The organism is Pseudofulvibacter geojedonensis, assembly GCF_042675745.1.
Taxonomy (GTDB): Bacteria; Bacteroidota; Bacteroidia; order Flavobacteriales; family Flavobacteriaceae; genus Pseudofulvibacter; species Pseudofulvibacter geojedonensis.
The window spans coordinates 35,957-59,197 of record NZ_JBHTJM010000011.1 but is presented as its reverse complement, the minus strand read 5'-3'; the positions used below and the strand labels follow the sequence as shown (position 1 = coordinate 59,197).

Genomic DNA, 23,241 nt, shown 5'->3' with positions numbered 1-23,241 from the left:
GATTATAAACTTTTTATTGTATTAATTTCTTTTGTCTTCTCCCCACAATAGTTTGTTTCGTAATGTTTTTAAAAAATTTTCACCTTTTGGGGTAATCATTTTAATAGTAAATGGGGCTTTTTTAATGATTAATTCTGTTTCGTTTTTAACAGTTAGTATTCTTGAATCTAATGATACTAAATGAAACTCTTCTCGGCCACTTACTTTTAGTGTAATAGTTGTATCGTCTGGAATAACTAGAGGTCTTGCATTTAGGTTGTGCGGTGCAATTGGGGTTAATACAAAGCTTTTGGCACTAGGAGATATAACAGGGCCTCCGCAACTTAATGAATATCCGGTAGACCCAGTGGGTGTAGCAACAATTAGTCCGTCTGCCCAATAGGATGTTAAATGTTGTGAGTTCAAGAATGTTTTTACAGTTATCATAGAGGTGGTATTTTTTCTACTTACTGCAATTTCGTTTAATGCATAATTAAACGGATCTTCATTTTCGTTAAGAGGAGTTAAAGTTTCTAAAGCAAGTATACTTCTTTCAGAAATAGTATACTGGTTGTTAAGTATGTTGTTTAAAGATTTTTCTATATTTTCTTTTTGTATAGTGGCTAAGAAACCTAGTCTTCCAGAGTTGACACCAATTATGGGAATATTAAGGTCTCTAATAAAAGATAAAGCTCTTAGAATGGTGCCGTCACCACCAATGCTAATTAAAAAATCAAAACTATTATCTAAATCTAGATGAGAAGAAAAAGTGGCAAACGAGTTAGAGAAAATCTCTTTTATTTTTTCTGCACACTTAGATTCTAAATATATTTCTAGATTGTGTTTTAGTAAATGATTAATAACTAAAGACACGTGCTCTTTGGGGAAATTATTGTCAAACTGACCAAAAACAGCTACTTTAATCATGATTAAATATTTAAGTATTTGCGTAAATATTCAGAGCGATCTTTTAAACTTTCTATATAACTGTCTTCTTCATGACCAGCTATTACATCGTAACTATAACGTCTAAAAGTTTGCATAATTTCAGATAAACCAGAGTTGGATATCTTTAAAGTTATTTGAACGAGGTCGTTGTCGTATTTTGTAATAAAAGCTCCTAAAAGCTTAACGTTGTTAGATTCGACTATTTGAGAAATTTCACTAAAAGAATAATCTTTAGCACCTTTCTGAACAATAAGTACAGCTCCAGCTTCATAGAAGAATGGTGTCTGGTCAAAAAGACTAATAATGTCTTTAAGTTCATAATATCCAATATACTTGTCTTCTTTTAAAACAGGCATAATGTTACTGGCGTTTTGAGCAAAAGCCTCTAATACATCAAGCCAATTGGTGTGAGGTGAAACAAAAAAACGTTCTATAGTGTACAGGTATTCTTCAATTGTTTTGTTGGCATCTAAGCAATGAGTGTCATTTTCAGAAATACAACCAATAAAACGACCGTTTTGTTCTACAGGTATATGCGAATAAGTTAGTTGGTTAAAAGATTTTTGAATATGATTAATCGGTTGATTTATATCAACCGGAGGTACATCATTTATAATAAATTCGCTTAGATTCATAATTAGAAATTATACTGCAAATTAAATAAAATATAGCAATTAAGGATTACATTTGTAGCTCAATTTTAAGCAGATGACAAAACTTAGTGTAAACATAAATAAAATAGCTACCTTAAGAAATTCTAGGGGAGGTAATGTGCCTAATTTATTAAAAGTAGCTCAAGATGTTCAAAGATTTGGAGCAGAAGGGATTACAGTTCATCCAAGGCCAGATGAGCGTCATATACGTTATCAAGATACAAGAGACTTAGTTTCAGTTGTTACAACTGAATACAATATAGAAGGTAATCCTATACCAAAGTTTATAGATTTGGTGTTAGAAACTAAACCAACTCAGGTAACTTTGGTGCCTGATAGTATTGATGCTATTACATCTAATGCGGGATGGGATACAATAAAACACAAAGACTTCTTAATAGAGGTAATATCTGAATTCAAAAGAAATGGAATAAGAACTTCTATTTTTACCAATCCAGACTTGAAGATTATAGAGGGGGCAAAACTAACTGGAGCTGATAGGATTGAATTGTATACAGAAGAGTTTGCTGAACAATATGCTAAAGGGAATAAGTTGGCAATTGAGCCCTATGTAAAATGTGCAGAGTTGGCTAATGAATTAGGTTTAGGTGTAAATGCAGGTCATGACTTAAGTTTGGAAAATATTAAGTTTTTTAAGGAAAATATACCGGGTTTACTAGAAGTGTCTATCGGTCATGCACTTATATCTGAGTCAATTTATTTGGGTATAGAAAATGTGGTAAGTATGTACTTGAATAAATTAAAGTAAATGAATCCAGTTTTACATTCAAAAATTTTAGGAGAAGGACAACCGTTATTAATCTTACATGGTTTTTTGGGTATGTCAGATAACTGGAAAACCTTAGGTAATAAATTTTTAGAAAATTTTCAGGTGCATTTAATAGATCAGCGAAATCATGGAAGGAGTTTTCATCACGAGGATTTTTCTTATGATGTACTTGTTCAAGATTTAAAGCAATACATAGATTTTCATCAATTAAAAAATTGTATTCTTTTGGGGCATTCAATGGGGGGGAAAACCGTAATGCAGTTTGCTTTAGAATACCCTGATTTAGTAAGTAAGTTAATTGTAGCAGATATAGCTCCAAAAGTATATCCGGCACACCATCAATATATTTTAAAAGCATTATCCGAAGTAGATTTTTCAATTCAAAAGTCTAGAAAGGAAATAGAAGTTGTTTTAAAAGAATACATTAAAGATGCTGGTGTGGTTCAATTTTTAATGAAAAACGTTTATAGAAAAGAAAAAACGGAATTAGCTTATCGCTTTAATTTACCAGTTTTGATTAATAGATATGAGGAAGTGATAAAAACTTTTGAAGTAGATAAGTTCTTTAATAAACCAGTATTGTTTTTAAAGGGAGGAAATTCTAATTATATTAATTCTAGCGATGAAATAGAGATTGAACGCAGTTTTTTACAAGCTGAAATAGCTACGATTCAAGGCGCAGGTCATTGGCTTCATGCAGAAAAGCCTCTTGAATTTTATGAAAAAGTAATGCAATTCTGTTAAAAAAATCGTAATATTGCTATGTTTGCATAGTAATAAACACAATCAATTTTAAACTTTTTTTTAGAAAACAAACAAAACAATTATGAGGAAATTATTATCATTTGTGCTGTTTTTTCTTGTAGGATCATCATTGTATGCCGGAGGGTATAGAGTGTCTATTCAAGGTCAAAAACAGTTAGCCATGGGGCATACAGGTGTTGCTGTGATTAGCAGTGCAGAGTCAGCATTTTTTAATCCAGCAGGATTATCATACCTAGACGGTAAATTAAATGTTTCTATAGGTGGTAGTGCTATCTTTTCAACTGTTAAGTTTCAAAACATTGGAGATAGTTATGAAGCAGAGACTGATAGTCCTTTAGGTACGCCATTAAATTTATATGCTTCATATAAAATCAATGATTGGTTAACAGCCGGTATTGCTGTGTATACTCCTTATGGAAGTAGAGTAGAATGGGAAAAAGATTGGGCTGGTTCTCATTTAGTAAATAACATTAATCTTAAGGCTATTTTTGTTCAACCAACAATATCGTTAAAAGTTAATGACTATTTAAGTGTTGGAGGTGGACCTATTTGGGTTAATGGTTCAGTTGAATTTAATAGAAATTTAAATACAGGAACTACCTCTGTTGGAACTGGAGGAAGATCTAATGTAACTATCGAAAAGACAGGTATTACAGCTTGGGGTTATAATGTGGGGTTAATGTTAAAGCCTACAGAAAAATTGAACATTGGATTTAATTATCGATCTAAAGTTATCATGGAGGCAGAAGATGGAGATGCAGATTTCGAAAATATAGCAATCTTACCAGACGGTAAATTTGATGCAGAGTTACCTTTACCTGCAGAAGTAACAATAGGGCTTTCATATAAGTTCTGTGATAAGTTCTTATTTGCTTTCGATTATAATTTTGCTCAATGGAGTGAATATGAGGCTTTAGTTGTTGAATTTGATAATGCAGCAGGAACTTCTACTAATTTAAGAAACTATAAAGATTCTAGTACTTATAGATTCGGGTTACAGTACGAGGCACATAAAAAGTTCACTGTTAGAGGTGGAATTTATTTTGATGAATCGCCAGTTCAAGATGGATACTTTGCTCCAGAGACACCACGTAACGATTCTGTAGGTTATACTGCAGGGTTGTCTTACCATGTAAATGATAAATTATCTATAGATGCATCTTTCTTGTATTTACACTTTAAAGAAATAGATAATTCTTACGATTATATTGATAACGGAAATGGAACGTTTTCTTCTTTTGGAGGAACGTATAAGTCTAGTGTATTTGCACCTGGTATTGGAGTGTCTTACAAATTATAATAAAAGAAGAATATGAAAAAACTATCATATATAGCAATAGCGGCTTTAGGTTTGATAGCCTGTGAGCCAGAATTCGATAATACGATTAGCGATAATCAAGCAACTTTTACTGCAGGTGATGCAGATTTCTCTAAATTTGTTTCTATTGGTAATTCACTAACATCTGGTTTTGCAGATGGAGCTTTGTATATTCATGGGCAAGAAAATTCATTCCCAAATATATTAGCTGGTCAATTTTCATTAGTAGGAGGTGGAGATTTTACACAACCTTTAATGAATGATAACATAGGAGGGTTACTTATAGGGGGATCTCCGGTTTTAGCAGATCCTAATAATCCAGCTACAAATCAATTTCCTCCAAGATTAGTTTTAAATGGGCAATCATCTCCTGTTTGGGTTAATGGAGCTTCAACTACAGAAACCACAACAGTGTTATCAGGTCCTTTTAATAACATGGGGGTTCCAGGAGCTAAATCTTTTCATTTAGTAGCACCTACAGATCCTAATAACCCAGCAAGTGGTTATGGTAACCCAGGAGGGTTAGTAGCAGGAACGGCAAACCCTTATTATGTGCGTTTTGCTAGTTCACCATCGGCTACAGTTTTTGGAGATGCTTTAGCCCAAAATCCAACTTTCTTTTCTCTTTGGATTGGAAATAACGATATTTTAAGTTTTGCGACTTCTGGAGGTGTTGGAGTAGATCAAAATGCTGCAGGAAATATGAATGCTGCTACTTATGGAAGTAATGATATATCTCATTCTAATGTAGTAGCGGGTTCTATTCAGAACATGATAAATGGTTTAACAGCTGCTGGAACTAATGATGTTAAAGGTGTGGTGTGTAATATACCAAGTGTTACAGATATTCCTTATTTTACTACAGTTCCTTACAATGCAATTCCAATGGATCAGGCAACCGCAGATGCTACAAATTCATCGTATTCTGGTTACAATTTAATTTTAGGAGGTTTAGCTCAAGCAACTGTAATCTCTTCTCAAGAGGCAGCAGCTAGAATGGTTTCTTTTTCAGCGGGGCAAAACCCAGCTTTGATAGTAGATGAAACACTTACAGACATAAAGCCACAATTGGAAGCTAATGGTGTTCCAGAGCCGCTGGCAGAGTTGTTAAAGAAGTTAAGGCCAGCTACTCCAGAAGATTTATTGGTACTTCCTTCAAGAACGGTGTTAGGGACATTAGCAGATGATAATAACCCAGCCTCAGTAATTGGAGTGGGGGTTCCTTTAGAGGATAAATATGTATTAATTCCTTCGGAGCAAAATGCTATAGCGACTGCACAAAATCAGTATAATGCATCTATTTCGGCTATTGCGGCTGCAAATAATAATGTAGTTTTAGTAGATATGGCTTCACATTTAAACACATTAAATACTAGCGGAATATCTTATAACGGAGGTACTTTGTTTTCAACATATGCTACCGGAGGAGCTTTTTCTTTAGATGGTGTGCATCCAACAGCTCAGGGATATGCTGTGATTGCTAACAAGATTATTGATGTTGTTAATGCAGAGTTTAACGCTAATATACCAATGGTTAATCCTGGAGAGTATACTTCAATATTCTTTGAGTAGTATTGTAGTTTTTAAAATAAATAAAAAACGCTGCCAGACTGGCAGCGTTTTTTTTGTTGGTATAGTTTTGGTGGTGTAGCTAAATAAAGAATAATGAATTATATACTAAGAATATTATTATCTGCCTTAGCAGTTTTTGTTTTGGCGCATATTTTGCCAGGTATAACTGTAAGTAGCTATATATCTGCAGTTGTTGTTGCAGTATTATTAGGTTTTCTAAATACAATAATTAGACCTGTTTTAGTAGTGCTAACTATACCGGTTACTATTGTAACATTGGGTTTATTTTTGTTGGTTATTAATGCAATAATTGTAATGTTAGCTGGTTATTTTGTTAGCGGGTTTACTGTTTCTGGGTTGCTTCCGGCAATTGTGTTTAGTGTGTTACTGTCTATTTCACAATCTATTTTACATAAATTAGTAAAAGAAGATAAGAAAAGCTAAGTAGGTAAATAATAACATTTAGATTAATAAATATAAAATAATTTATAAAATTCAGGTAAATATCTGATTATGAATTCTGTTGCAGGGAATCAAAAATTTGTTAGGTTGTAAAAATGTATTACTTTTGCACTCCTAAATTTTACCTATTTAATAGATAAACAATGAATATTACAAGAGAAAACATTGATGCACTTAATGCAGTAGTTACAGTAGCAATTGATAAGACTGATTATCAAGAGAAAGTTGAAAAAGTGCTAACAGATTATCGTAAGCAAGCTAATATACCAGGTTTCCGTAAAGGACATGTGCCAATGGGAATGGTGAAAAAGCAATATGGTAAAGCAGTATTGGTAGATGAGGTTAATAAACTATTACAAGAAAACTTAAACAAATTTTTAGTTGAAGAAAAAATAGATTTATTAGGAAATCCGTTACCTAAAGAACAAGATGATTTTAATTGGGATGCAGAAGATTTTTCTTTTGAGTTTGAATTAGGTTTGGCGCCAGAATTCGATATAGACTTAAAGAATAAAAAGGCAATTACTCAATATAATATCGTTGCTGATGACGAGACTATAAATAACCAAATAGAAAACATCAGAAAGCAGTACGGTAAAATTTCTCCAGCCGAAGAGGTAACAACTGAAACAGAAATTACAGGTGTTTTTAAGAGTGTAGAAAAAGGAATTGAGAATACAACTACTTTTTCTTTAGATAAAATTAAAGGTAAGCGTAATAGCGATAAGTTTTTAGGAGCTAAAGTTGGTGATGTATTAAACTTAAAGACCAAAAACTTATTTAACGAAGATCATGATTTAATGAGTTTCTTAAAAGTTTCTCATGAGGATGCTCAAGGCTTAGAAATAGAAGTTTCTTTTGAAATAACAGAAGTTAATACTAGAGAATTAGCTGAAATGAATCAAGAGTTTTTTGATAAGTTGTTTGGGCCAAATGCTGTTAGTTCAGAAGAAGAGTTAAAAGACCGTTTAAAAGAAGATGCTGCTAAACAATTTGCTCAACAAGCAGATCAGCGCTTGTTAAATGATGTAACGGAGTACTTAGTAGAGAATACAAAGTTTGATTTACCTCAAGCTTTCTTAGAAAAGTGGTTAAGAGTAGCAGGTGAAAACCCATTAACAGAAGAAGAAGCTAAAGAAGAGTATCAAAAAGCAGAGAAAGGATTGCGTTATCAACTTATAGAAGGTAAATTATTAAAAGATAACGATATTCAAGTTCAGTTTGAAGACTTAAAAGCTTATGCTAAAGATATGGTCAAAGCTCAAATGGCTCAATTTGGTCAGACTAATCCAACAGACGAAGAGTTAAATGGTATAGTTGCTAGAGTTTTATCTAATCAAGAAGAAGTTAAGCGTTTACAAGAACAATTGGTTAGCCAAAAGTTATTGGCTTTCTATAAAGAGAATGTAAACTTAAAAGTAAAAGAATTAAACTACGAAGCTTTTGTAAAAGAAGTATATAGTTAATAAACGATAAAATTGATTATATTTAAGGCGTTTTAAACACTAGTTTTTAACGCCTTTTTAATATTAATAAGCGAATAAAAGCTTATATTAACCAGATATAAAAGAATTTATAAAAATATGGATTACGGAAAAGAGTTTGAAAAATACGCTATAAAGCATCAGGGAATAAACAGTATGTACTACGATAAAATTATAAGTAGTATGTATCCGCAAGGAATGACTCCTAATATTGTAGAAGAAAGACAACTAAATGTAGCAATTTTTGATGTATTCTCTCGATTAATGATGGATAGAATTATCTTTCTAGGAACAGGGATTAATGATCAGGTTGCCAATGTTATTCAGGCTCAGTTATTGTTTTTAGAAAGTATAGATGCATCTAAAGATATACAAATTTATATCAATTCTCCAGGAGGTAGTGTGTATGCAGGATTAGGTATTTATGATACAATGCAATTTATAAAGCCAGATGTAGCTACAATTTGTACAGGTATGGCTGCATCAATGGGAGCAGTTCTTTTATGTGCAGGTTCTGCAGGAAAACGATCAGGTTTATCTCATTCTAGAGTAATGATACACCAACCGTTAGGAGGAGCTCAAGGTCAAGCTAGTGATATAGAAATTACAGCTAGAGAGATATTGATATTAAAAGAAGAATTGTATCAAATTATAGCAAAGCATTCTGGACAGTCTTATGATAAGGTTTATCAAGATTCAGACCGTGATTATTGGATGAGAGCAGATAAGGCCAAAGAATATGGTATGATAGATGAAATCTTGGTAAGAGATAAATAAAAGAGAAATCTGAATTAATTATGGCGAAGGAAGAGTTAGAATGTTCATTTTGTGGAAGGAAAAAGTCTGAAACAAGTTTATTAATAGCAGGTTTAGATGCACATATATGTGATAGGTGTATAGAACAAGCTCATGGTATTGTATTAGAAGAGTCTAAAGATACTGGAGATGATGCTTTATCTGCAGAGCTTAGTCTGCGTAAACCGGTAGATATAAAAGCTTTTTTAGATGATTTTATTATTGGTCAAGAATACAGTAAAAAAGTACTTTCTGTAGCTGTTTATAATCATTATAAAAGATTGTTACAACCAGTAACAGATGATGATGTAGAAATACAGAAAAGTAATATTGTAATGGTTGGTCAAACCGGTACCGGAAAAACGTTAATGGCTAAAACCATAGCAAAAATGTTAAACGTACCCTTGGCAATTGTTGATGCTACAGTTTTAACTGAAGCGGGATATGTTGGAGAAGATGTAGAAACAATTCTTACTCGTTTGTTACAAGCTGCCGATTACAATTTAGAAAAAGCCGAAAAAGGAATTGTTTTTATAGATGAGATAGATAAGATTGCTCGTAAGAGTGATAATCCATCAATAACCAGAGATGTGTCTGGAGAAGGTGTTCAGCAGGCTTTATTAAAGCTTTTAGAAGGTACGGTAGTTAATGTGCCACCTAAAGGAGGAAGAAAGCATCCAGATCAAAAGTTTATAGAAGTAAATACAGAAAATATCTTATTTATAGCAGGAGGGGCTTTTGATGGTATTGAACGCGTTATCACCAAGCGCTTAAATATGCAGGCAGTAGGTTATAGTGCTTCAAAAAGTGAAGATAATATAGATGAAGAGAACTTATTGCAATACATTATTCCTAGAGATTTAAAAGATTTTGGTTTAATTCCTGAAATTATAGGAAGATTACCAGTCTTAACTCATATGAATCCATTAGATGCTGGTACCTTAAGGGCTATTTTAACAGAGCCTAAAAATGCAATTATCAAGCAATACAAGAAGTTATTTTCTATGGATGATATTTCTTTTGATATTACAGATGATGCATTACAGTACATAGTAGAAAAGGCAATAGAATATAAGTTAGGTGCAAGAGGTTTACGTTCATTATGTGAATCTATTTTAACAGATGCTATGTTTGAAATGCCTAGTAGTGAAAACAAAGAGTTAAAGGTCGATAAAAATTATGCTGAAAAGAAATTAACCAAAGCAACACTTAATAAGTTAAAAGCTGTTTCATAACTTAAGAAATATTATATTTAAAGCCATTGCTAAACAAAAGCAATGGCTTTTTAGTTCGTAAATAAATGAATAATCATCCCATTGGTATATTTGACTCAGGAATTGGAGGACTTTCTATATGGAAAGAAATTCATAGCCTCATGCCTTATGAAAAAACTATTTACTTAGCTGATAGTATAAATGCTCCCTATGGTCAGAAGACAAAACAAGAGATTGTAGAATTATGCATTAAAAATACAGAATTTTTAATTTCAAAAGGATGTAAAATAATAGTGGTGGCTTGTAATACCGCTACAACTAATGCTATAACATATTTAAGAGATAATTATTCTGTACCTTTTATAGGAATTGAGCCAGCTATTAAGCCTGCAGCATTGCAAACCAAAACAAAAGCTATAGGAGTTTTAGCTACTAAAGGAACACTTAGTAGCGAGTTGTTTCATAGTACATCTGAAATGTATGCGGAAGACATACATATTGTTGAGCAAATAGGAGCTGGTTTGGTTGAGTTAATAGAATCGGGTAACTTATTAAGTAAAGAGTTAGATGAATTGTTAGAAAGCTATATGCAACCTATGTTAGCCAATAATATTGATTATTTGGTTTTAGGCTGTACCCATTATCCTCTTTTAATACCTAAGTTAAAAAATATCTTACCTAAAGATGTTAAAATTATAGATTCAGGCGAAGCCGTAGCTAGACAAACATTGAAAGTTTTGAAGGCTAAAAATTTAACAGCGAATGATTCTATTGAGATGTTGAATGATAATTATTTGTTTTATAATAATAAAGAAGTAGAAATAATGAAATCAATTCTTGATAATAAATATCAAATTTCTTTTTTAAAGTTTTAAAAGTGAATGAAGATAAAATGAAAAGGCCTGCTTTAAGTAAAGCAGGCCTTTTTTATATATTTAAAAAGTATTTCTTTGGGACTTAAAATTAAGGAGTTACTAAAGCAGTTTGCTGAGTGTTTAATACTTCTGTCTTAGCTTCTTTAACTTCATTTGCACAATAACGTTTTTTACAACTCCATCTGCTTCCACCACATGATACTAATAAGAAAGAAACTGCTCCTAATACGATTATACTTTTTTTCATCTTTATGTCTTTAAAAATTATGGGTTATTTTGATAAGACAAACATATGTTAATAAATTAGAATATAAAAACTGTTAAATCTTGTTTTTCAGCTACTTATGTTTTTTGAGTTGTGTAAAATCTAATGTAATGTTAATATTGTTGTGAAATATTCTTTTTTTGTTGTGAAACATTCAATAATTCTTAATAAATGTTAACTAAAGATAAACGGTAGATATTATCGACGAAATGCACGTTTCTTGTTTTTTTTCGATGAAATGTATATGTTTCAAAAAAGAATACTATATAGTTGATAGTGAATAGATTTAGGTTTGATATAAAAAAAGGAGATCAAAGTAATTGATCTCCTTTTTTAAAGAATGTTGTTAAGAAAGATTATTTAATAACAACAAATTCTATACGTCTATTTAGTTCATGTTCTTCGTCAGAACATTCTTTAGAAATACAATCAATTATTGTTTGAGTTTCTCCAAACCCTTCAGATATTAATCTATCTGCATTAACACCTCTAGAGATTAGGTATTTCATGGCAGAAGCCGCTCTTCTTTTAGATAAACCTAAGTTATAAGCAGCACTACCTCTTATGTCTGTATGAGCATTTACCTCAATTTTCATATCAGGATTATCTTCTAAAACTCTTACAATTTTATCTAACGATATTTTAGAATCATCTTTAATAGTTGCTCTGTCAAAATCAAAATAAATGTTTTCTATTTTAATCATTGTTTTATCACCTTCCTCTACTATTTCAGGCTGAGTTTGTTCTAGGTTTACTTCAATGTCAAAATAGCGATCTGTAGCAGAATTGGTTTCAACATCCATAATATTTTCAATATAGCCTTCTTTGTTTGAGCGAATAGTGTATACTTCGTAAGGGTCTACATAAACAGAAAATTTAGCATCTTTTCCGACTTTTTTAGTTGTAATTATATTTCCATCCTGGTCTATAACCTCTACTACTGTGTTAGGGGCGTTTAATTTAGTTAACGCATCTTTTACAGTACCTCTTATAGATTGTTTATTATAGTTTAAAATTACTTTGTATATATCAGAACCTCCTACACCATTTGCTTTTGCAGAAGTTACATAACCTCTCTTACTGTTAGCCATCATGAAAGCGTAATCATCTTGATCGCTATTAATAGTTGGACCTAAATTTAAAGGTCTAACAAAAGTACCATTTACATTTCTTGCTCTAAATACGTCTAAACCACCTATTGTGTTGTGCCCGTCTGAAGCAAAATATAAATATTTGTTTTTACTGTCTATATAAGGTGTCCTTTCGTTGTTAGGAGTATTTACTCCTTTTCCTAAGTTTATAGGTTTGCCAACACTACCATCAGCATTTACATCTGCATAATAAATATCAAAACCTCCAAAACCACCCGGCATGTCAGAGGTAAAATATAATTTTTTACCATCATTGGTCATATATGGATTTTCGATATTGTAATTGTTAGAGCTAAGGTCTATCTTTTCCTCACCTAGCCATTGACCATTTCCTTCAGCATCTCTAGCTCTAAATAATTGGTAATTATGAATAGAATCGTTTAAAATACTTCTTGTGTAATAAACAGTTCTTTCGTCTGGTGTAAATGTGATACTACCCTCGTTATCGTGAGTATTTAAAATACGTGAGTACAAGGTTGGATTATCTAAATTTCCAGTCTTTTTGATAGTAGAGCAGTAAATTTGAGTATGTGGCTCTCCTGTTAAAGGATCTTTTGTACCGCCTAACCCTCCAATTTTCTTAGCAGAAATAATAATATATTTTTGCTTAAAAAAACCAGAACCATATTCATTTTGTTTCGAGTTTACACCAGTATCTGTAACATCGAATTGAAAATTAGCTGTAAGAACGGTTACTTCAGGAGTTTCAACATTGTTAATAGAGACAGTTTCTGTATCTGTATTTTGATTGTTATCTTGAGCAAATGTTAATAAGCTAAAGAAAAAGAATAGAGTTGAAAAAAGAGTAGTCTTCATCATAATAATCTAACTTAAATTTGTTATCACTAAACAGTTCGGGTGTTATAAACCCTAATAAGTCTTTACGTTAATTGTATAAGTAGGTAGTTTTGGGAGGGCTAAAATAGTTTAAAAACAAATGTTAACAAACTGAAAGTCAGAACTTAACTTGTGTGTTTCAAAAGAAATTAAAATTAACAAATGATGATTTTTTAGTTTTTACGTCTAATTATTGTGTAAAGTGTAGTAAAATTAATTGATGTTTGGTTATTTTGTATTTTTTAGATCAATACTGTTTAAACTTAGTAAAAATCTATCTAAAGGTGTTTTTTCGACGAAATGCACCTTTTAGCGGAATAATTTTACCGTTAATCGTTAAAGTTGTTGCTTTTTAATAGTGTTTCAAGAAATTCTCGTGAGTTAGAAAGCCTAGGGATTTTATTTTGACCACCAAGTTTGTTGTTACTTTTAAGCCAATTATAAAATAATTTAGGTTTAGCTATGTGTAAAGTAGGTGGGTTTAAGGTCATATTGTTTAAACGCTTGGCTTCATAATCAGAATTTAAAGATTTTAAGGCATTATCTAATAGCTCTGTAAATTGGTTTATATTATTTGGCTGTTTTTTAAACTCTATAATCCATTCATGAGCTCCTTTTTCTTTACCATTCATAAAAATTGGTGCAGCAGTATAATCTATGATCTCACTGTCGGTTTTCTGGCAAGCTATTTTTAATGCTTCATCTGTATTTTCAATAATTAATTCTTCACCAAAAGCATTAATATAATGCTTTGTTCTGCCTGATACTTTAATTCTGTACGGACTAATAGATGTGAAACGAACAGTATCACCTATTTTATAACGCCATAATCCACCATTAGTAGTAATAATAACAGCATAATTTTTATTCAATTCTACAGCATCTAGTGGAATAACTTTTTGATTTATTGTGCCATAAGTATCCATAGGTATGAATTCATAAAAAATACCATAGTCAAGCATTAGCAATAATTCACTAGAGTTATTTTGATCTTGAATTGCAAAAAAGCCTTCTGAAGCATTATAAATTTCGTAGTATTTAAAAGAATTACTCGGTAGTAAGCTTTTATATTGATCTCTGTAAGGATTAAAGCTTACACCACCATGAAAGTATACTTCTAAATTAGGCCAAACTTCTAATAAGTTTTTTTTGTTGGTTGTTTCTAAGGTTTTGTTAAGTAGAACCAACATCCAAGAAGGCACACCAGCCAAACTGGTAACGTCTTCTTTTATGGTTTCTTCTACAATGGCTTGCATTTTTACTTCCCAGTTGTCCATTAAAGAAACTTTACTGCTAGGGGTAGAACTAAACTCTGCCCAAAAAGGCATGTTGTCTATAAGTATAGCCGATAAGTCTCCAAAAGAAGTTCCGTTATTTTTATACAATTCTTTACTGCCGCCTAGGCGTAACCCTTTTCCTGTAAATAGTTTAGAGTCTTCGTTGTTGTTTAAGTACAAACACAATAAATCTTTACTGGCTTTGTAATGACAATCTTCTAAAGAATCTTCGCTAACAGGAATAAATTTACTTTTAGCATTGGTGGTTCCGCTAGATTTTGCAAACATTTTTATAGGAGAATCCCAAATAATACTTTGCTTACCTTGTCTGTTTTTCTCTATTAAAGGTTCTACATCTTCGTAATTTACAATGGGTAATCTGTTGGCAAACTCCTCGTATGTTTTAATAGAAGCAAAATCGTACTGCTTGCCAATTTCTGTATGTTTAGCTCTTTGTAACAATCCAAATAATAACTCGTGTTGTACTTCGTTTGGGTATTTAATAAAGAATTCTATTTGGTGAATTCTCTTTTTTAAAAACCAAGAGACAACAGAATTAACTAACGGAATTGGCATAAATAATTTATCTTTAGCATAAAAATAACAGAAAAATCTCAATATGCAATACCAAGGTGTACTAAAGAAAATGCAAACCGGTTTACAAGATACAGTACAATACTATCTAGATTTTAATAATGATGTATTGAATATGAATCAGTTACTTAACAAATCGATCACTATTTCTTTTGAAAAGTATCAATGTATGAGTTGTGCAAAAGACAAACAATTATATAGGCAAGGCTTTTGTAAGTCGTGTTTTTATGATGCTCCACAGGCTGGTGAATGGATTATGCATCCAGAAAAATCTACTGCTCATTTAGGCATTGAGGATAGAGATTTAGAATTTGAAAAGCAAGCTCAGTTGCAACCACATATTGTATATTTAGCATTAAGCAGTAACATTAAGGTAGGGGTAACTAGAAAGAAGCAAGTGCCTACTAGATGGATAGATCAAGGAGCGAGTAAAGCCCTACCTATTGTAGAAGTACCGAATCGTTATTTAGCAGGTATTGCAGAGGTAGCTTTGAAAAATTATGTAGCCGATAAAACTAATTGGAGAGCTATGCTGAAGAACGAAGTTCCTGATGAAGATTTAATGGCTAAAAAAGAAGAACTGATTGGTTATTTGCCAGAAGAGATTAAAGAATATACTTTGGCACAAGAAAAAGAATACGTGCTAAATTTTCCGGTAGAGCAATATCCAGTTAAGTTAAAGAGTTTAAACCTTACTAAAACCCCTGAATATACAGGAGTGTTAAAAGGTATAAAAGGGCAATACTTAATTTTTGAAGATCAAACTGTTTTTAATGTTCGTAATAACGAAGGAGTGGTGGTTAGTTTGAGTGTGAATTAGTAATACCTTTGATTAAAGATAGAGTATAGTTAAAAGATGAGTATACCAAGAAAGCACCATTTTGTATCCGAATGTCAAATTAAGAATTTTTACAATGATGATTTGAATAGAATTTTTCTTTATGATAAAGAATGTGATAATCATTTTAGTAGAATGGCTCCAAAATCTATTTTTAGGGAAAAAGATTGTAATTCTAAAATTGAAAATGGTGTTATAGACCATGGAACTCTGGAAAAAGAGCTTAACCTAAATTTCGAAAATGATTTTTTAAAGCACTTTAATATAATTAAATCTATAATTAATAGTAATCATGCTAATTTAGAGGAGATAGAGGATAGTGTTGTTTATATAGCTAAATATGGTATCGCTGGATATTTAAGGCACCCAATAGATAAAAAAAATACAGACAATACAATTTTCAAACCTTTTTTTGAAGAATTAATGCCAATTGCAGCCCCAGATTTAAAGTGTGAGTTGAAGCTCCTAAAAGAAGAATTGGGAAAAGTTAACTATTCTAACTTAACTTCATATAAAGATTTTGTTGAAAGTGTGTTTGATAAGATGGGAGACATTAGATTTGATATATTACAAATAACTAGTGATGATTATTTTTTAATCGGAGACAAATCATCTTTCGTTCAAAGAAGAAAAATAAATGAATATTTTAACCCTAATATTGAAGAAATAGCAATAATAGATATTCCTCTTTCTAGTAAAGTCTTATTGAAAATAGAATCTAAAAAACTATCAAATAAACCAAGTCGTTTTATACAACTCAATAATAATGATAGCAAGTTTATATTTGATGTTAACTATGCTATATTGAAGTTGTCGTTTAAACAGGTTGGTTGTGAAAACGAGGAGTACCTGAATGATTTTATAGAAAAGCTTAGAAAAGATGAACTTCTATAAATAATAGTTTTTAGTTTACTTTTTCTCCGTACTATCTTTTTTCTTTTTGCCAAACAAACCACCAATTACATCGTTGGCCAGGTCTTTAACGGCTCCATTGTTACTATCTGAGCTATTACTAGTAGAATCGGTTTCTTGGTTGTTGTTTCCTCCTCCTAACAAGCCACCTAGAACATCCTTAACAGCATCTGTACCTTGACCTAATAATTTATCTTTTTGAATCTGTACCAATTGTTTGGTTAAATTGCTAACAGAGTTTTTTAAATCGGTTTTAACGCTTGGTTGGCTAAAAGAACCATTAATGTTAGCAGTTACAGGTACTTTTACATCTTTAATATCTTCTTCGTTTAATTTAGATAATAAACCACTTACCTCATTACCAAAATATTTAGCAGGAACATCAAAAGTAGCTGTATACCCTAAACTATTATCAAAACCATGGCCACCCGCTATTGTAATAGTAATATCATCGTACTTTACATCGAACGGACTAATGTTTACTTTGCCTTCTTTAAAACTAAGAGCAGATTTTAAGTTTTTTAAATCCAATTTATCTAAATCTATAAAAGGTAATTTATCGTTTAATAAATTCAACGCTTTAGAGTTTTCAGGAACAACTTTGGTTGTTAAAATTTCTGCCAAGGCATTACCAGTTAATGAGTTTAAGTCTGGAGAAAACTCCTTATTTAAATTACCCGATAACTTTAAATTGGTATTTAATTTTCCTTGAACCATTTTTGCAATAGGAGCTAAACTAGTTAACAAATCCATTCCTTTAAACGATTTACTAATATCGAACTTATCGATACCTAAGTCTAAAGCAAAGGTTGGAGTTTCGTTTTTGGTAGATATGTTTCCATCTATAGCCATTCTGCCATCAAACATATCTGTAGTTAAATTCTGTAAAGAGGCTGTTTCGTCTTTAATTACTAAGTCTCCTTTTAGGTTGTTAAGTGTTAGGTTGTCATAAATTACCTTTTTAGCATTAGCGGTAATTTTAGCATCTAAAAACGCAGGTATCTTTAAACCTTCTCCTTTTTCAGATTTTTTCTGAGTGTTTTCAGAATCATTACCATCTTCTGTATTATCAACCATAAAATCATCAACTTTAAATAATTGAGAGTTCACTTTAAAATCTCCTTTTAATTTTTTATCGCTAAACAAGAATCCAAACAAATTATCTATGGTTCCGTTGGCTTTAAAATCGCTACTGCCGCTAGTGGCATCGAACTTTTCTAGGTTAACAGAACTAGGCGTAAAATCAACTTTAGCTTCTGAAATATTAATTGGGTTTACAATATCTTTAGATGCGAATTCAAATCCAGATACACTAAAATTACCATTATTCTTAATTTTTTCATATTGGTTGTCTTCTATAGCTTTTTGTGAAAAAGCGGTTTGTAAATTAGCTTTTACAATTCCCTTTAAATCGTTTTCTAGAACAACCGGATAAGCTTGAGACAAGTTAGCTAAATTTAAAGTACCATCTAGTTTAGCACTTACATACCTGTTGTCTGAAGGTAAATTAGTTATCTTTCCTTGTGCATGAAATACATCTTGATCTATTTGTAAAGAAAGCTTTTCAAGATCTAAAAAGGTGTCGTTTATATTGCCTGTAGTATTGCTAATGGCGGCAATTAGGTTAATATTTTCTACCTTTTTAGGTAAATCAGGATATTTAAAAGAGGCGTTTTTAGAGTTTACTTGAATATTAAAATTAGGAATAGTAGTTTCTGTAATCTTTCCTTTTACATCACCATTAATAGCAAAACTTCCGTTTGTTTTTATGCTATTAATGTTTTTTGAGTACTGCTTAGGTAAAACAGCAATAAAGTTTTTAAAATCAGAAGTAGGAGTGTTAAATTTAATATCTACTTCGGTCTCTTCAGTGTTTTTTACAAAACCATTGAATTTTAAAGCCAGCTGGTTTAGTTTAAACGTATTTTCTAAAAAACTAATTTTACCAGTTTCTTGGTCAATGTCTAAATCGGCTTCTAATGAAAGTGAATGGTTGTCTAAATAATTACTAACTCCTTTATTTAAAGATATAGTGCCGTCTGTTAGGGTGTTGAGTGTAGTTTTAGCAGCAGATAGATCTCCTGCTCCCTTATGATTTAAATTTGCTAAAGCTAACTTTAAATTAGAGGATTCATCTATATAATTAACAGTACTGTTATTAATAGCATATTCTTCTACAGTAAAAGCAAAACCTTTTGCGTTAGTATCTTCTGTTTTAGTAGGTTGTTTGTTTTCTTTCTTTTTGGCTATATCGTAATTAGTAATTCCATTCTTATTAGAAATAATATTAACCAAAGCTTCATCAATAGTAAAAGCGTTTATAGTAATAGCATCTTCTGCTGTCTTTGTTAAACCAGATAACGGCATGGTTAAACCTATTTCTTTGGCATAAAATAAGGTGTCACCTTTAAAAGGTTCAAAGTTAGTAATGCTCAACCCTTCAATTTGTAAACTGGCTTTAGGAAAATTATTAATTAAACTAATATCAACATCGTCAAAATCTACTTGGGCGTTAATTTGTTTATTGATTAAGGTTTTAATCATGCCAGCAAATTTATCTTTAAATACAATAGGAGCAGCTACAGCAGTGATAATGAGAAGTAGAAATAAGATTCCGAATATTTTAAAAGCTTTTTTCATGAATTGAAAATAGTTATTTTATACTGTTAGTTTGAATTGACTAGCAACTCTAGCGAGTTTAATCAAAAGCGTTACTTGATTTATTTGATGAGGTCTTAAAACAAATTTTATATGACAACTCTGTAGTTACAAAAATAGCTTAAAATCAGTTGTCTAATGTTAATTCTTCGCCAAATTCTAGACCAAAATATTTTCTAAATAAGTAAGTAGATATGTATAGTAAAGGAGTATCTAGTATAGCAACCATTATTTTAAAAAGAAATCCGCTAATTAGCAATCCCCAGAAACGTTCCCAAGCAATGATATCGGCATTGCATAGTAAGAGTAAAATAACGAGAGTGTCTATTAATTGAGAACTAAAAGTAGAAAAGTTATTACGCAACCAAAGATGTTTCCCTTTGGTTAGTTTTTTCCAGAAATGATATAAGTGTACATCTATAAATTGGGCAAATAAATAAGCTAGCATAGATGCAAATACTGCTATGGTAGCGTTCCCAAAAACTTTATTAAAAGTTTCATTGTTAACTGGAGACCATGATACGGCATTAACAGACTGACTTATAAATACTATTAATAAAGAGAAGACAGAAGCAAATAAACCAGCTTTTACAAGATTGTTAGCTTTTTGTTTCCCATAAATTTCAGAAACAATATCGGTAATTAAAAAAGTTATTGGGTAGGGCAGTAAACCGACAGAAAGTTCGAATAATTCTTCTCCAAAGATGGTAATAGGAAAAGGTTTAAACGCAAAAAATTTCTGAAAAATAAGATTGCAGACAACCAAAGAGGTAATAAAAAGTGCTCCTAAATAAAGGTAGATAGTATATGCTTGTCTTTGCTTTTTTGAATTCATAAGAATAAAGATAATTTATTTTTTTGGTAAGAAATGATTAAAATTGTAACTAGTTAAACAACTTTAAATATTAAAAAATGAAAAAAGGAATTTTTACTCTATTTGTAGCTACAGCTACATTATTATCATGTTCTAGTGATGACTCATCTGGTAGCTCACAAGACCCAATTATAGGTAATTGGCGTTTAACAGCTCAATCTGTAGATGGAACTCCACTTAATGCCTCTGAATTAGGATGTGACTTAGAAGAAGATTTAATATTTAGTTCAAATGGCGAATATACTAGCGAAAACCTTGTTGAAAGTGGTAATGATTGTGTGTTAGATGAGTTAACAAGTGGAACTTGGTCTAGGATTTCTAGTGGTGTTTATGCAATCACAAATTCAGGAGAAACTAATCAAGTTACTCTATCATTTTCTAATAATAATAATACCTTTACAGTTACAGAAACTTATACAGACCCTGCTCAAACAGAAGTGAGTACGTATGCTCGCCAGTAAAAGTAAGGTTGTAAAATATAGATAAATGACAGAGCTACAAGAAAGAAAAATATACGTATTAAATCTTAAGATAGATAGAATAAAAGAGAGTACTGGTTTTTTAAAAAGAAACTTTGTAAAGGCATTGCTTTTTGGAGTCGCATTTTCGTTTTTATGTCCTATGTATTCTGGTTCTAGTCATTATGGAACACACCAAAATAGAAAAAGTATTATGGAAAGAGCAGGTACAGATTACCTTACTTTAGTATTGTATTTTTTTTTAGGATACGTATTTGTGTGCTTACTGGGGCATGTAGTTTTTCATTATCAAGATAAATTCAGAATAAGAAAAATGGAAGAGGAAATTAAAATGATAAAAGAGCAAGCCAAAAAATAAAATAAGAAAGCCGCTATTTAGCGGCTTTCTTATTTTTAAATTCGGTTACAATCATATAGAATATATACAGAAAACCTGCTGTTCGAGTAATTTGCTTAGCTGTTTCTGAATAGGGTAATTCTAAGTTAAAAAGCCAGCCAATTGTTCTGTATAATAAGGCAGCAATACCTATAATAATTAGAATCCAAATTACAGTAGGTTTATGAGTGTTAATTTTCATTTTTATAAAAAAAAACGCCTACTAAGGTAAGTGTAGTAGACGCTTATAATGTTTGTATAAATTTTTATTACTGAATATTTAAATCGTATGGTAGTAACATTTGCGCTCCTTCCATCTTAGTAATATTCTTCATTTTTTGCATGATTTCGTAATTACGAGCACCCAACTCTTCTTTTAATAAGCTTTCTTTTGTTTGAACAAATCCAAAACCAGATAGCATTTTTTCGAAATCTTTTTCATAATGAGGTAACTCTTTAACTTTATAATCTTCTAATTCTGCAGCTTCAGCAGCATATTTTAAAGCGATGTCTAGTCCTCCTATTTCGTCTACTAAACCAATGTTCAAAGCATCAGAACCAGTCCAAACTCTACCTTGTGCTATTTCGTTTACAGCTTCAGGAGTCATCTTTCTACCATCTGCCACTCGTTTAACAAATAAGTTGTAAATATCTACTACCCCTTCTTTAATTACATCGTGTTGTTCTTGAGATAACGGTTCGAAGAAACTGTAAGTTATAGCATTTTTGTTAGTTTGAACACTTTCTGCATTGATACCTATGTTATTCATAAATTCATGAGCATTAGGTAAGGTTCCAAATACACCTATACTACCAGTAATAGTACTTGGTTCTGCAATAATTTTATCAGCATTACAAGCAATGTAATATCCTCCAGAAGCAGCTAAGTTACCCATAGAAACAATAACAGGCTTAACAGCTTTTGTACGCTCAATTTCTCTCCAAATTAATTCACTAGCCAGTGCAGACCCCCCTGGAGAGTTAACACGTAAAACAACGGCTTTAATTTTTTCGTCTTCACGCGCATCTTTTAAAGCTTTGTTTATAGAACCTTGTCCAATCGTTTTCTCATCACCTTCACCATACATAATTTGACCTTGTGCATATATAACAGCAATCTTATCTTTAATTTTTGCTTTTTTGCTACGTATTTTTCCTGCAGCATATTTAGCGTATTTATATATGCTAACAGTTTCTACATCTTTATCTTCTTCAACACCTAATCTATTTTTAATAGCATCATTAAATTCATCTACATAAGCAACTTTATCTATTAATTTGCTATCTGCCGCTTTTGTAGCTGTACGGGTTAATAAGTTGTCGGCAATAGTATCTAATTGAGCTACAGAAACTCCTCTGCTTTCACTAATTTCATTTTTCATATTAGACCAAATAGAGTTTAAGAAAACAGAAATTTGCTCTCTGTTAGCTTCACTCATTTCTTGAGCTAAATAAGGTTCTACAGCACTTTTATATTTACCATGTCTGATAACTTCCATTTTTAGACCGTACTTTTCTTGAAAGTCTTTATAATATAGTATCTCAGACGATAATCCTTTAAAGTCTAAAGCTCCCACAGGATTTAAGTAAATAGAATCAGCAACAGAATTTAAATAATATGCTTTTTGGCTAATAATATCTCCATAGGCAACAATAAATTTACCAGTGTTTTTAAATTCTTTTAAAGCATCACGTAAGGCTTTAGTTTGAGCCATACCAGCTTGTAAGTTTAAGTTTTTTATACTGATACCCTTAATGTTTTCATCTTTAGATGCATACTCTATAGCTGAAATAATATCGAATAAATCATTATGGCCTTCTTTTCCAAATAGCTCGTTAAAGATTTTATCTTCTTCAGATTTAGGCTTGTAATCAGGAATAGCTTGGTCTAAATTTAATTCTAAAACCGTATTTTCTTTTATTTTCACTTTATCGTCACTTCCTCCACCTGCAATAGCTCCGATAATCATAAGCATTACAAAGCAAAGCCCTATAAATACAAATATTCCTACAATAGTTGCTAAAACTCTTTTCAAAAAATTCATTTGTTTTTTATTTAAGTTTAAAAAATTTATACGTTAAAAAATGGTAGTTTTGTGAGCTACTCAATTTTGTTAAACTGTAA

22 protein-coding genes are annotated in these 23,241 nt (G+C 31.3%); 13 read left to right on the top strand and 9 right to left on the bottom strand.

Features of this window, described 5'->3' with window-relative positions:
• Positions 1-21: 21 nt before the first annotated feature.
• Together ACFQ1O_RS14035 and ACFQ1O_RS14030 are read right to left on the bottom strand one after the other, a co-directional pair.
• A complete protein-coding gene (locus ACFQ1O_RS14035; RefSeq protein ID WP_377717486.1) occupies positions 22-903 on the bottom strand; it encodes an NAD kinase in 882 nt (293 codons plus the stop codon).
• 5 nt (positions 904-908) lie between these two features.
• Positions 909-1,562, bottom strand: a complete 654-nt coding sequence (locus ACFQ1O_RS14030) for a CBS domain-containing protein (RefSeq protein WP_377716987.1) — start codon at positions 1,560-1,562, stop codon at positions 909-911.
• Between the two features lie 73 nt (positions 1,563-1,635).
• Here ACFQ1O_RS14030 and ACFQ1O_RS14025 point away from each other — a divergent pair, with 73 nt between their 5' ends.
• The 9 genes from ACFQ1O_RS14025 to murI all read left to right on the top strand — a co-directional run bounded on the left by ACFQ1O_RS14025 (position 1,636) and on the right by murI (position 10,855).
• Entirely contained in the window at positions 1,636-2,349 is a 714-nt protein-coding gene (locus ACFQ1O_RS14025) for a pyridoxine 5'-phosphate synthase (protein WP_377716985.1), read from the top strand.
• Complete coding sequence (locus ACFQ1O_RS14020; RefSeq protein WP_377716983.1) at positions 2,350-3,114, top strand: alpha/beta fold hydrolase; 765 nt, start codon at positions 2,350-2,352, stop codon at positions 3,112-3,114.
• Between the two features lie 82 nt (positions 3,115-3,196).
• Complete coding sequence (locus tag ACFQ1O_RS14015) at positions 3,197-4,435, top strand: OmpP1/FadL family transporter (protein WP_377716981.1); 1,239 nt, start codon at positions 3,197-3,199, stop codon at positions 4,433-4,435.
• Positions 4,436-4,447: 12 nt separating this feature from the next.
• A complete protein-coding gene (locus tag ACFQ1O_RS14010) occupies positions 4,448-6,025 on the top strand; it encodes an SGNH/GDSL hydrolase family protein (protein ID WP_377716979.1) in 1,578 nt (525 codons plus the stop codon).
• A 93-nt stretch (positions 6,026-6,118) separates the two neighbouring features.
• Positions 6,119-6,469 (top strand): phage holin family protein, encoded by a 351-nt coding sequence (locus ACFQ1O_RS14005; RefSeq protein ID WP_377716977.1) that lies wholly within the window; start codon positions 6,119-6,121, stop codon positions 6,467-6,469.
• A 161-nt stretch (positions 6,470-6,630) separates the two neighbouring features.
• A complete protein-coding gene (tig, locus tag ACFQ1O_RS14000; protein ID WP_377716975.1) occupies positions 6,631-7,953 on the top strand; it encodes a trigger factor in 1,323 nt (440 codons plus the stop codon).
• 117 nt (positions 7,954-8,070) lie between these two features.
• The gene (gene clpP, locus ACFQ1O_RS13995) at positions 8,071-8,748 is read left to right on the top strand and encodes an ATP-dependent Clp endopeptidase proteolytic subunit ClpP (RefSeq protein WP_377716974.1); all 678 of its coding nucleotides are present in this window, start codon (positions 8,071-8,073) and stop codon (positions 8,746-8,748) included.
• Between the two features lie 20 nt (positions 8,749-8,768).
• A complete protein-coding gene (gene clpX / locus ACFQ1O_RS13990) occupies positions 8,769-10,001 on the top strand; it encodes an ATP-dependent Clp protease ATP-binding subunit ClpX (RefSeq protein ID WP_377716972.1) in 1,233 nt (410 codons plus the stop codon).
• Positions 10,002-10,066: 65 nt separating this feature from the next.
• Positions 10,067-10,855 (top strand): glutamate racemase, encoded by a 789-nt coding sequence (gene murI, locus ACFQ1O_RS13985; protein ID WP_377716970.1) that lies wholly within the window; start codon positions 10,067-10,069, stop codon positions 10,853-10,855.
• Positions 10,856-10,943: 88 nt separating this feature from the next.
• Here murI and ACFQ1O_RS13980 read toward each other — a convergent pair whose 3' ends face one another.
• The 3 genes from ACFQ1O_RS13980 to ACFQ1O_RS13970 all read right to left on the bottom strand — a co-directional run bounded on the left by ACFQ1O_RS13980 (position 10,944) and on the right by ACFQ1O_RS13970 (position 14,961).
• The gene (locus ACFQ1O_RS13980; RefSeq protein ID WP_377716968.1) at positions 10,944-11,102 is read right to left on the bottom strand and encodes a hypothetical protein; all 159 of its coding nucleotides are present in this window, start codon (positions 11,100-11,102) and stop codon (positions 10,944-10,946) included.
• Between the two features lie 374 nt (positions 11,103-11,476).
• Positions 11,477-13,090, bottom strand: a complete 1,614-nt coding sequence (locus ACFQ1O_RS13975) for an OmpA family protein (protein ID WP_377716966.1) — start codon at positions 13,088-13,090, stop codon at positions 11,477-11,479.
• A gap of 347 nt (positions 13,091-13,437) precedes the next feature.
• On the bottom strand, positions 13,438-14,961 hold the full coding sequence (locus ACFQ1O_RS13970; RefSeq protein ID WP_377716964.1) for a GH3 auxin-responsive promoter family protein: 1,524 nt from the start codon (positions 14,959-14,961) through the stop codon (positions 13,438-13,440).
• A gap of 43 nt (positions 14,962-15,004) precedes the next feature.
• Here ACFQ1O_RS13970 and ACFQ1O_RS13965 point away from each other — a divergent pair, with 43 nt between their 5' ends.
• Positions 15,005-15,799 carry a DUF2797 domain-containing protein gene (locus ACFQ1O_RS13965; protein WP_377716962.1) on the top strand — a complete coding sequence of 265 codons (795 nt, stop codon included), beginning with the start codon at positions 15,005-15,007 and terminating at the stop codon, positions 15,797-15,799.
• Between the two features lie 36 nt (positions 15,800-15,835).
• Positions 15,836-16,711: a DUF4238 domain-containing protein gene (locus ACFQ1O_RS13960; RefSeq protein ID WP_377716960.1), complete on the top strand. Its 876-nt coding sequence runs from the start codon at positions 15,836-15,838 to the stop codon at positions 16,709-16,711.
• Between the two features lie 15 nt (positions 16,712-16,726).
• On the opposite strand, the gene ACFQ1O_RS13955 is transcribed toward ACFQ1O_RS13960, so the two are convergent.
• Both ACFQ1O_RS13955 and ACFQ1O_RS13950 read right to left on the bottom strand, forming a co-directional pair.
• Positions 16,727-19,369, bottom strand: coding sequence for an AsmA-like C-terminal region-containing protein (locus ACFQ1O_RS13955; protein ID WP_377716958.1), 2,643 nt, complete (start codon positions 19,367-19,369; stop codon positions 16,727-16,729).
• Between the two features lie 145 nt (positions 19,370-19,514).
• On the bottom strand, positions 19,515-20,222 hold the full coding sequence (locus ACFQ1O_RS13950) for a queuosine precursor transporter (RefSeq protein ID WP_377716956.1): 708 nt from the start codon (positions 20,220-20,222) through the stop codon (positions 19,515-19,517).
• A gap of 77 nt (positions 20,223-20,299) precedes the next feature.
• On the opposite strand from ACFQ1O_RS13950, the gene ACFQ1O_RS13945 reads away from it, so the two are divergent.
• Together ACFQ1O_RS13945 and ACFQ1O_RS13940 are read left to right on the top strand one after the other, a co-directional pair.
• The gene (locus ACFQ1O_RS13945) at positions 20,300-20,722 is read left to right on the top strand and encodes a lipocalin-like domain-containing protein (RefSeq protein ID WP_377716955.1); all 423 of its coding nucleotides are present in this window, start codon (positions 20,300-20,302) and stop codon (positions 20,720-20,722) included.
• 25 nt (positions 20,723-20,747) lie between these two features.
• On the top strand, positions 20,748-21,098 hold the full coding sequence (locus ACFQ1O_RS13940; RefSeq protein WP_377716953.1) for a hypothetical protein: 351 nt from the start codon (positions 20,748-20,750) through the stop codon (positions 21,096-21,098).
• 13 nt (positions 21,099-21,111) lie between these two features.
• Here ACFQ1O_RS13940 and ACFQ1O_RS13935 read toward each other — a convergent pair whose 3' ends face one another.
• Together ACFQ1O_RS13935 and sppA are read right to left on the bottom strand one after the other, a co-directional pair.
• On the bottom strand, positions 21,112-21,318 hold the full coding sequence (locus ACFQ1O_RS13935; RefSeq protein ID WP_377716951.1) for a hypothetical protein: 207 nt from the start codon (positions 21,316-21,318) through the stop codon (positions 21,112-21,114).
• A gap of 67 nt (positions 21,319-21,385) precedes the next feature.
• Positions 21,386-23,161, bottom strand: coding sequence for a signal peptide peptidase SppA (gene sppA / locus ACFQ1O_RS13930; protein WP_377716949.1), 1,776 nt, complete (start codon positions 23,159-23,161; stop codon positions 21,386-21,388).
• Between the last annotated feature and the right edge of the window lie 80 nt (positions 23,162-23,241).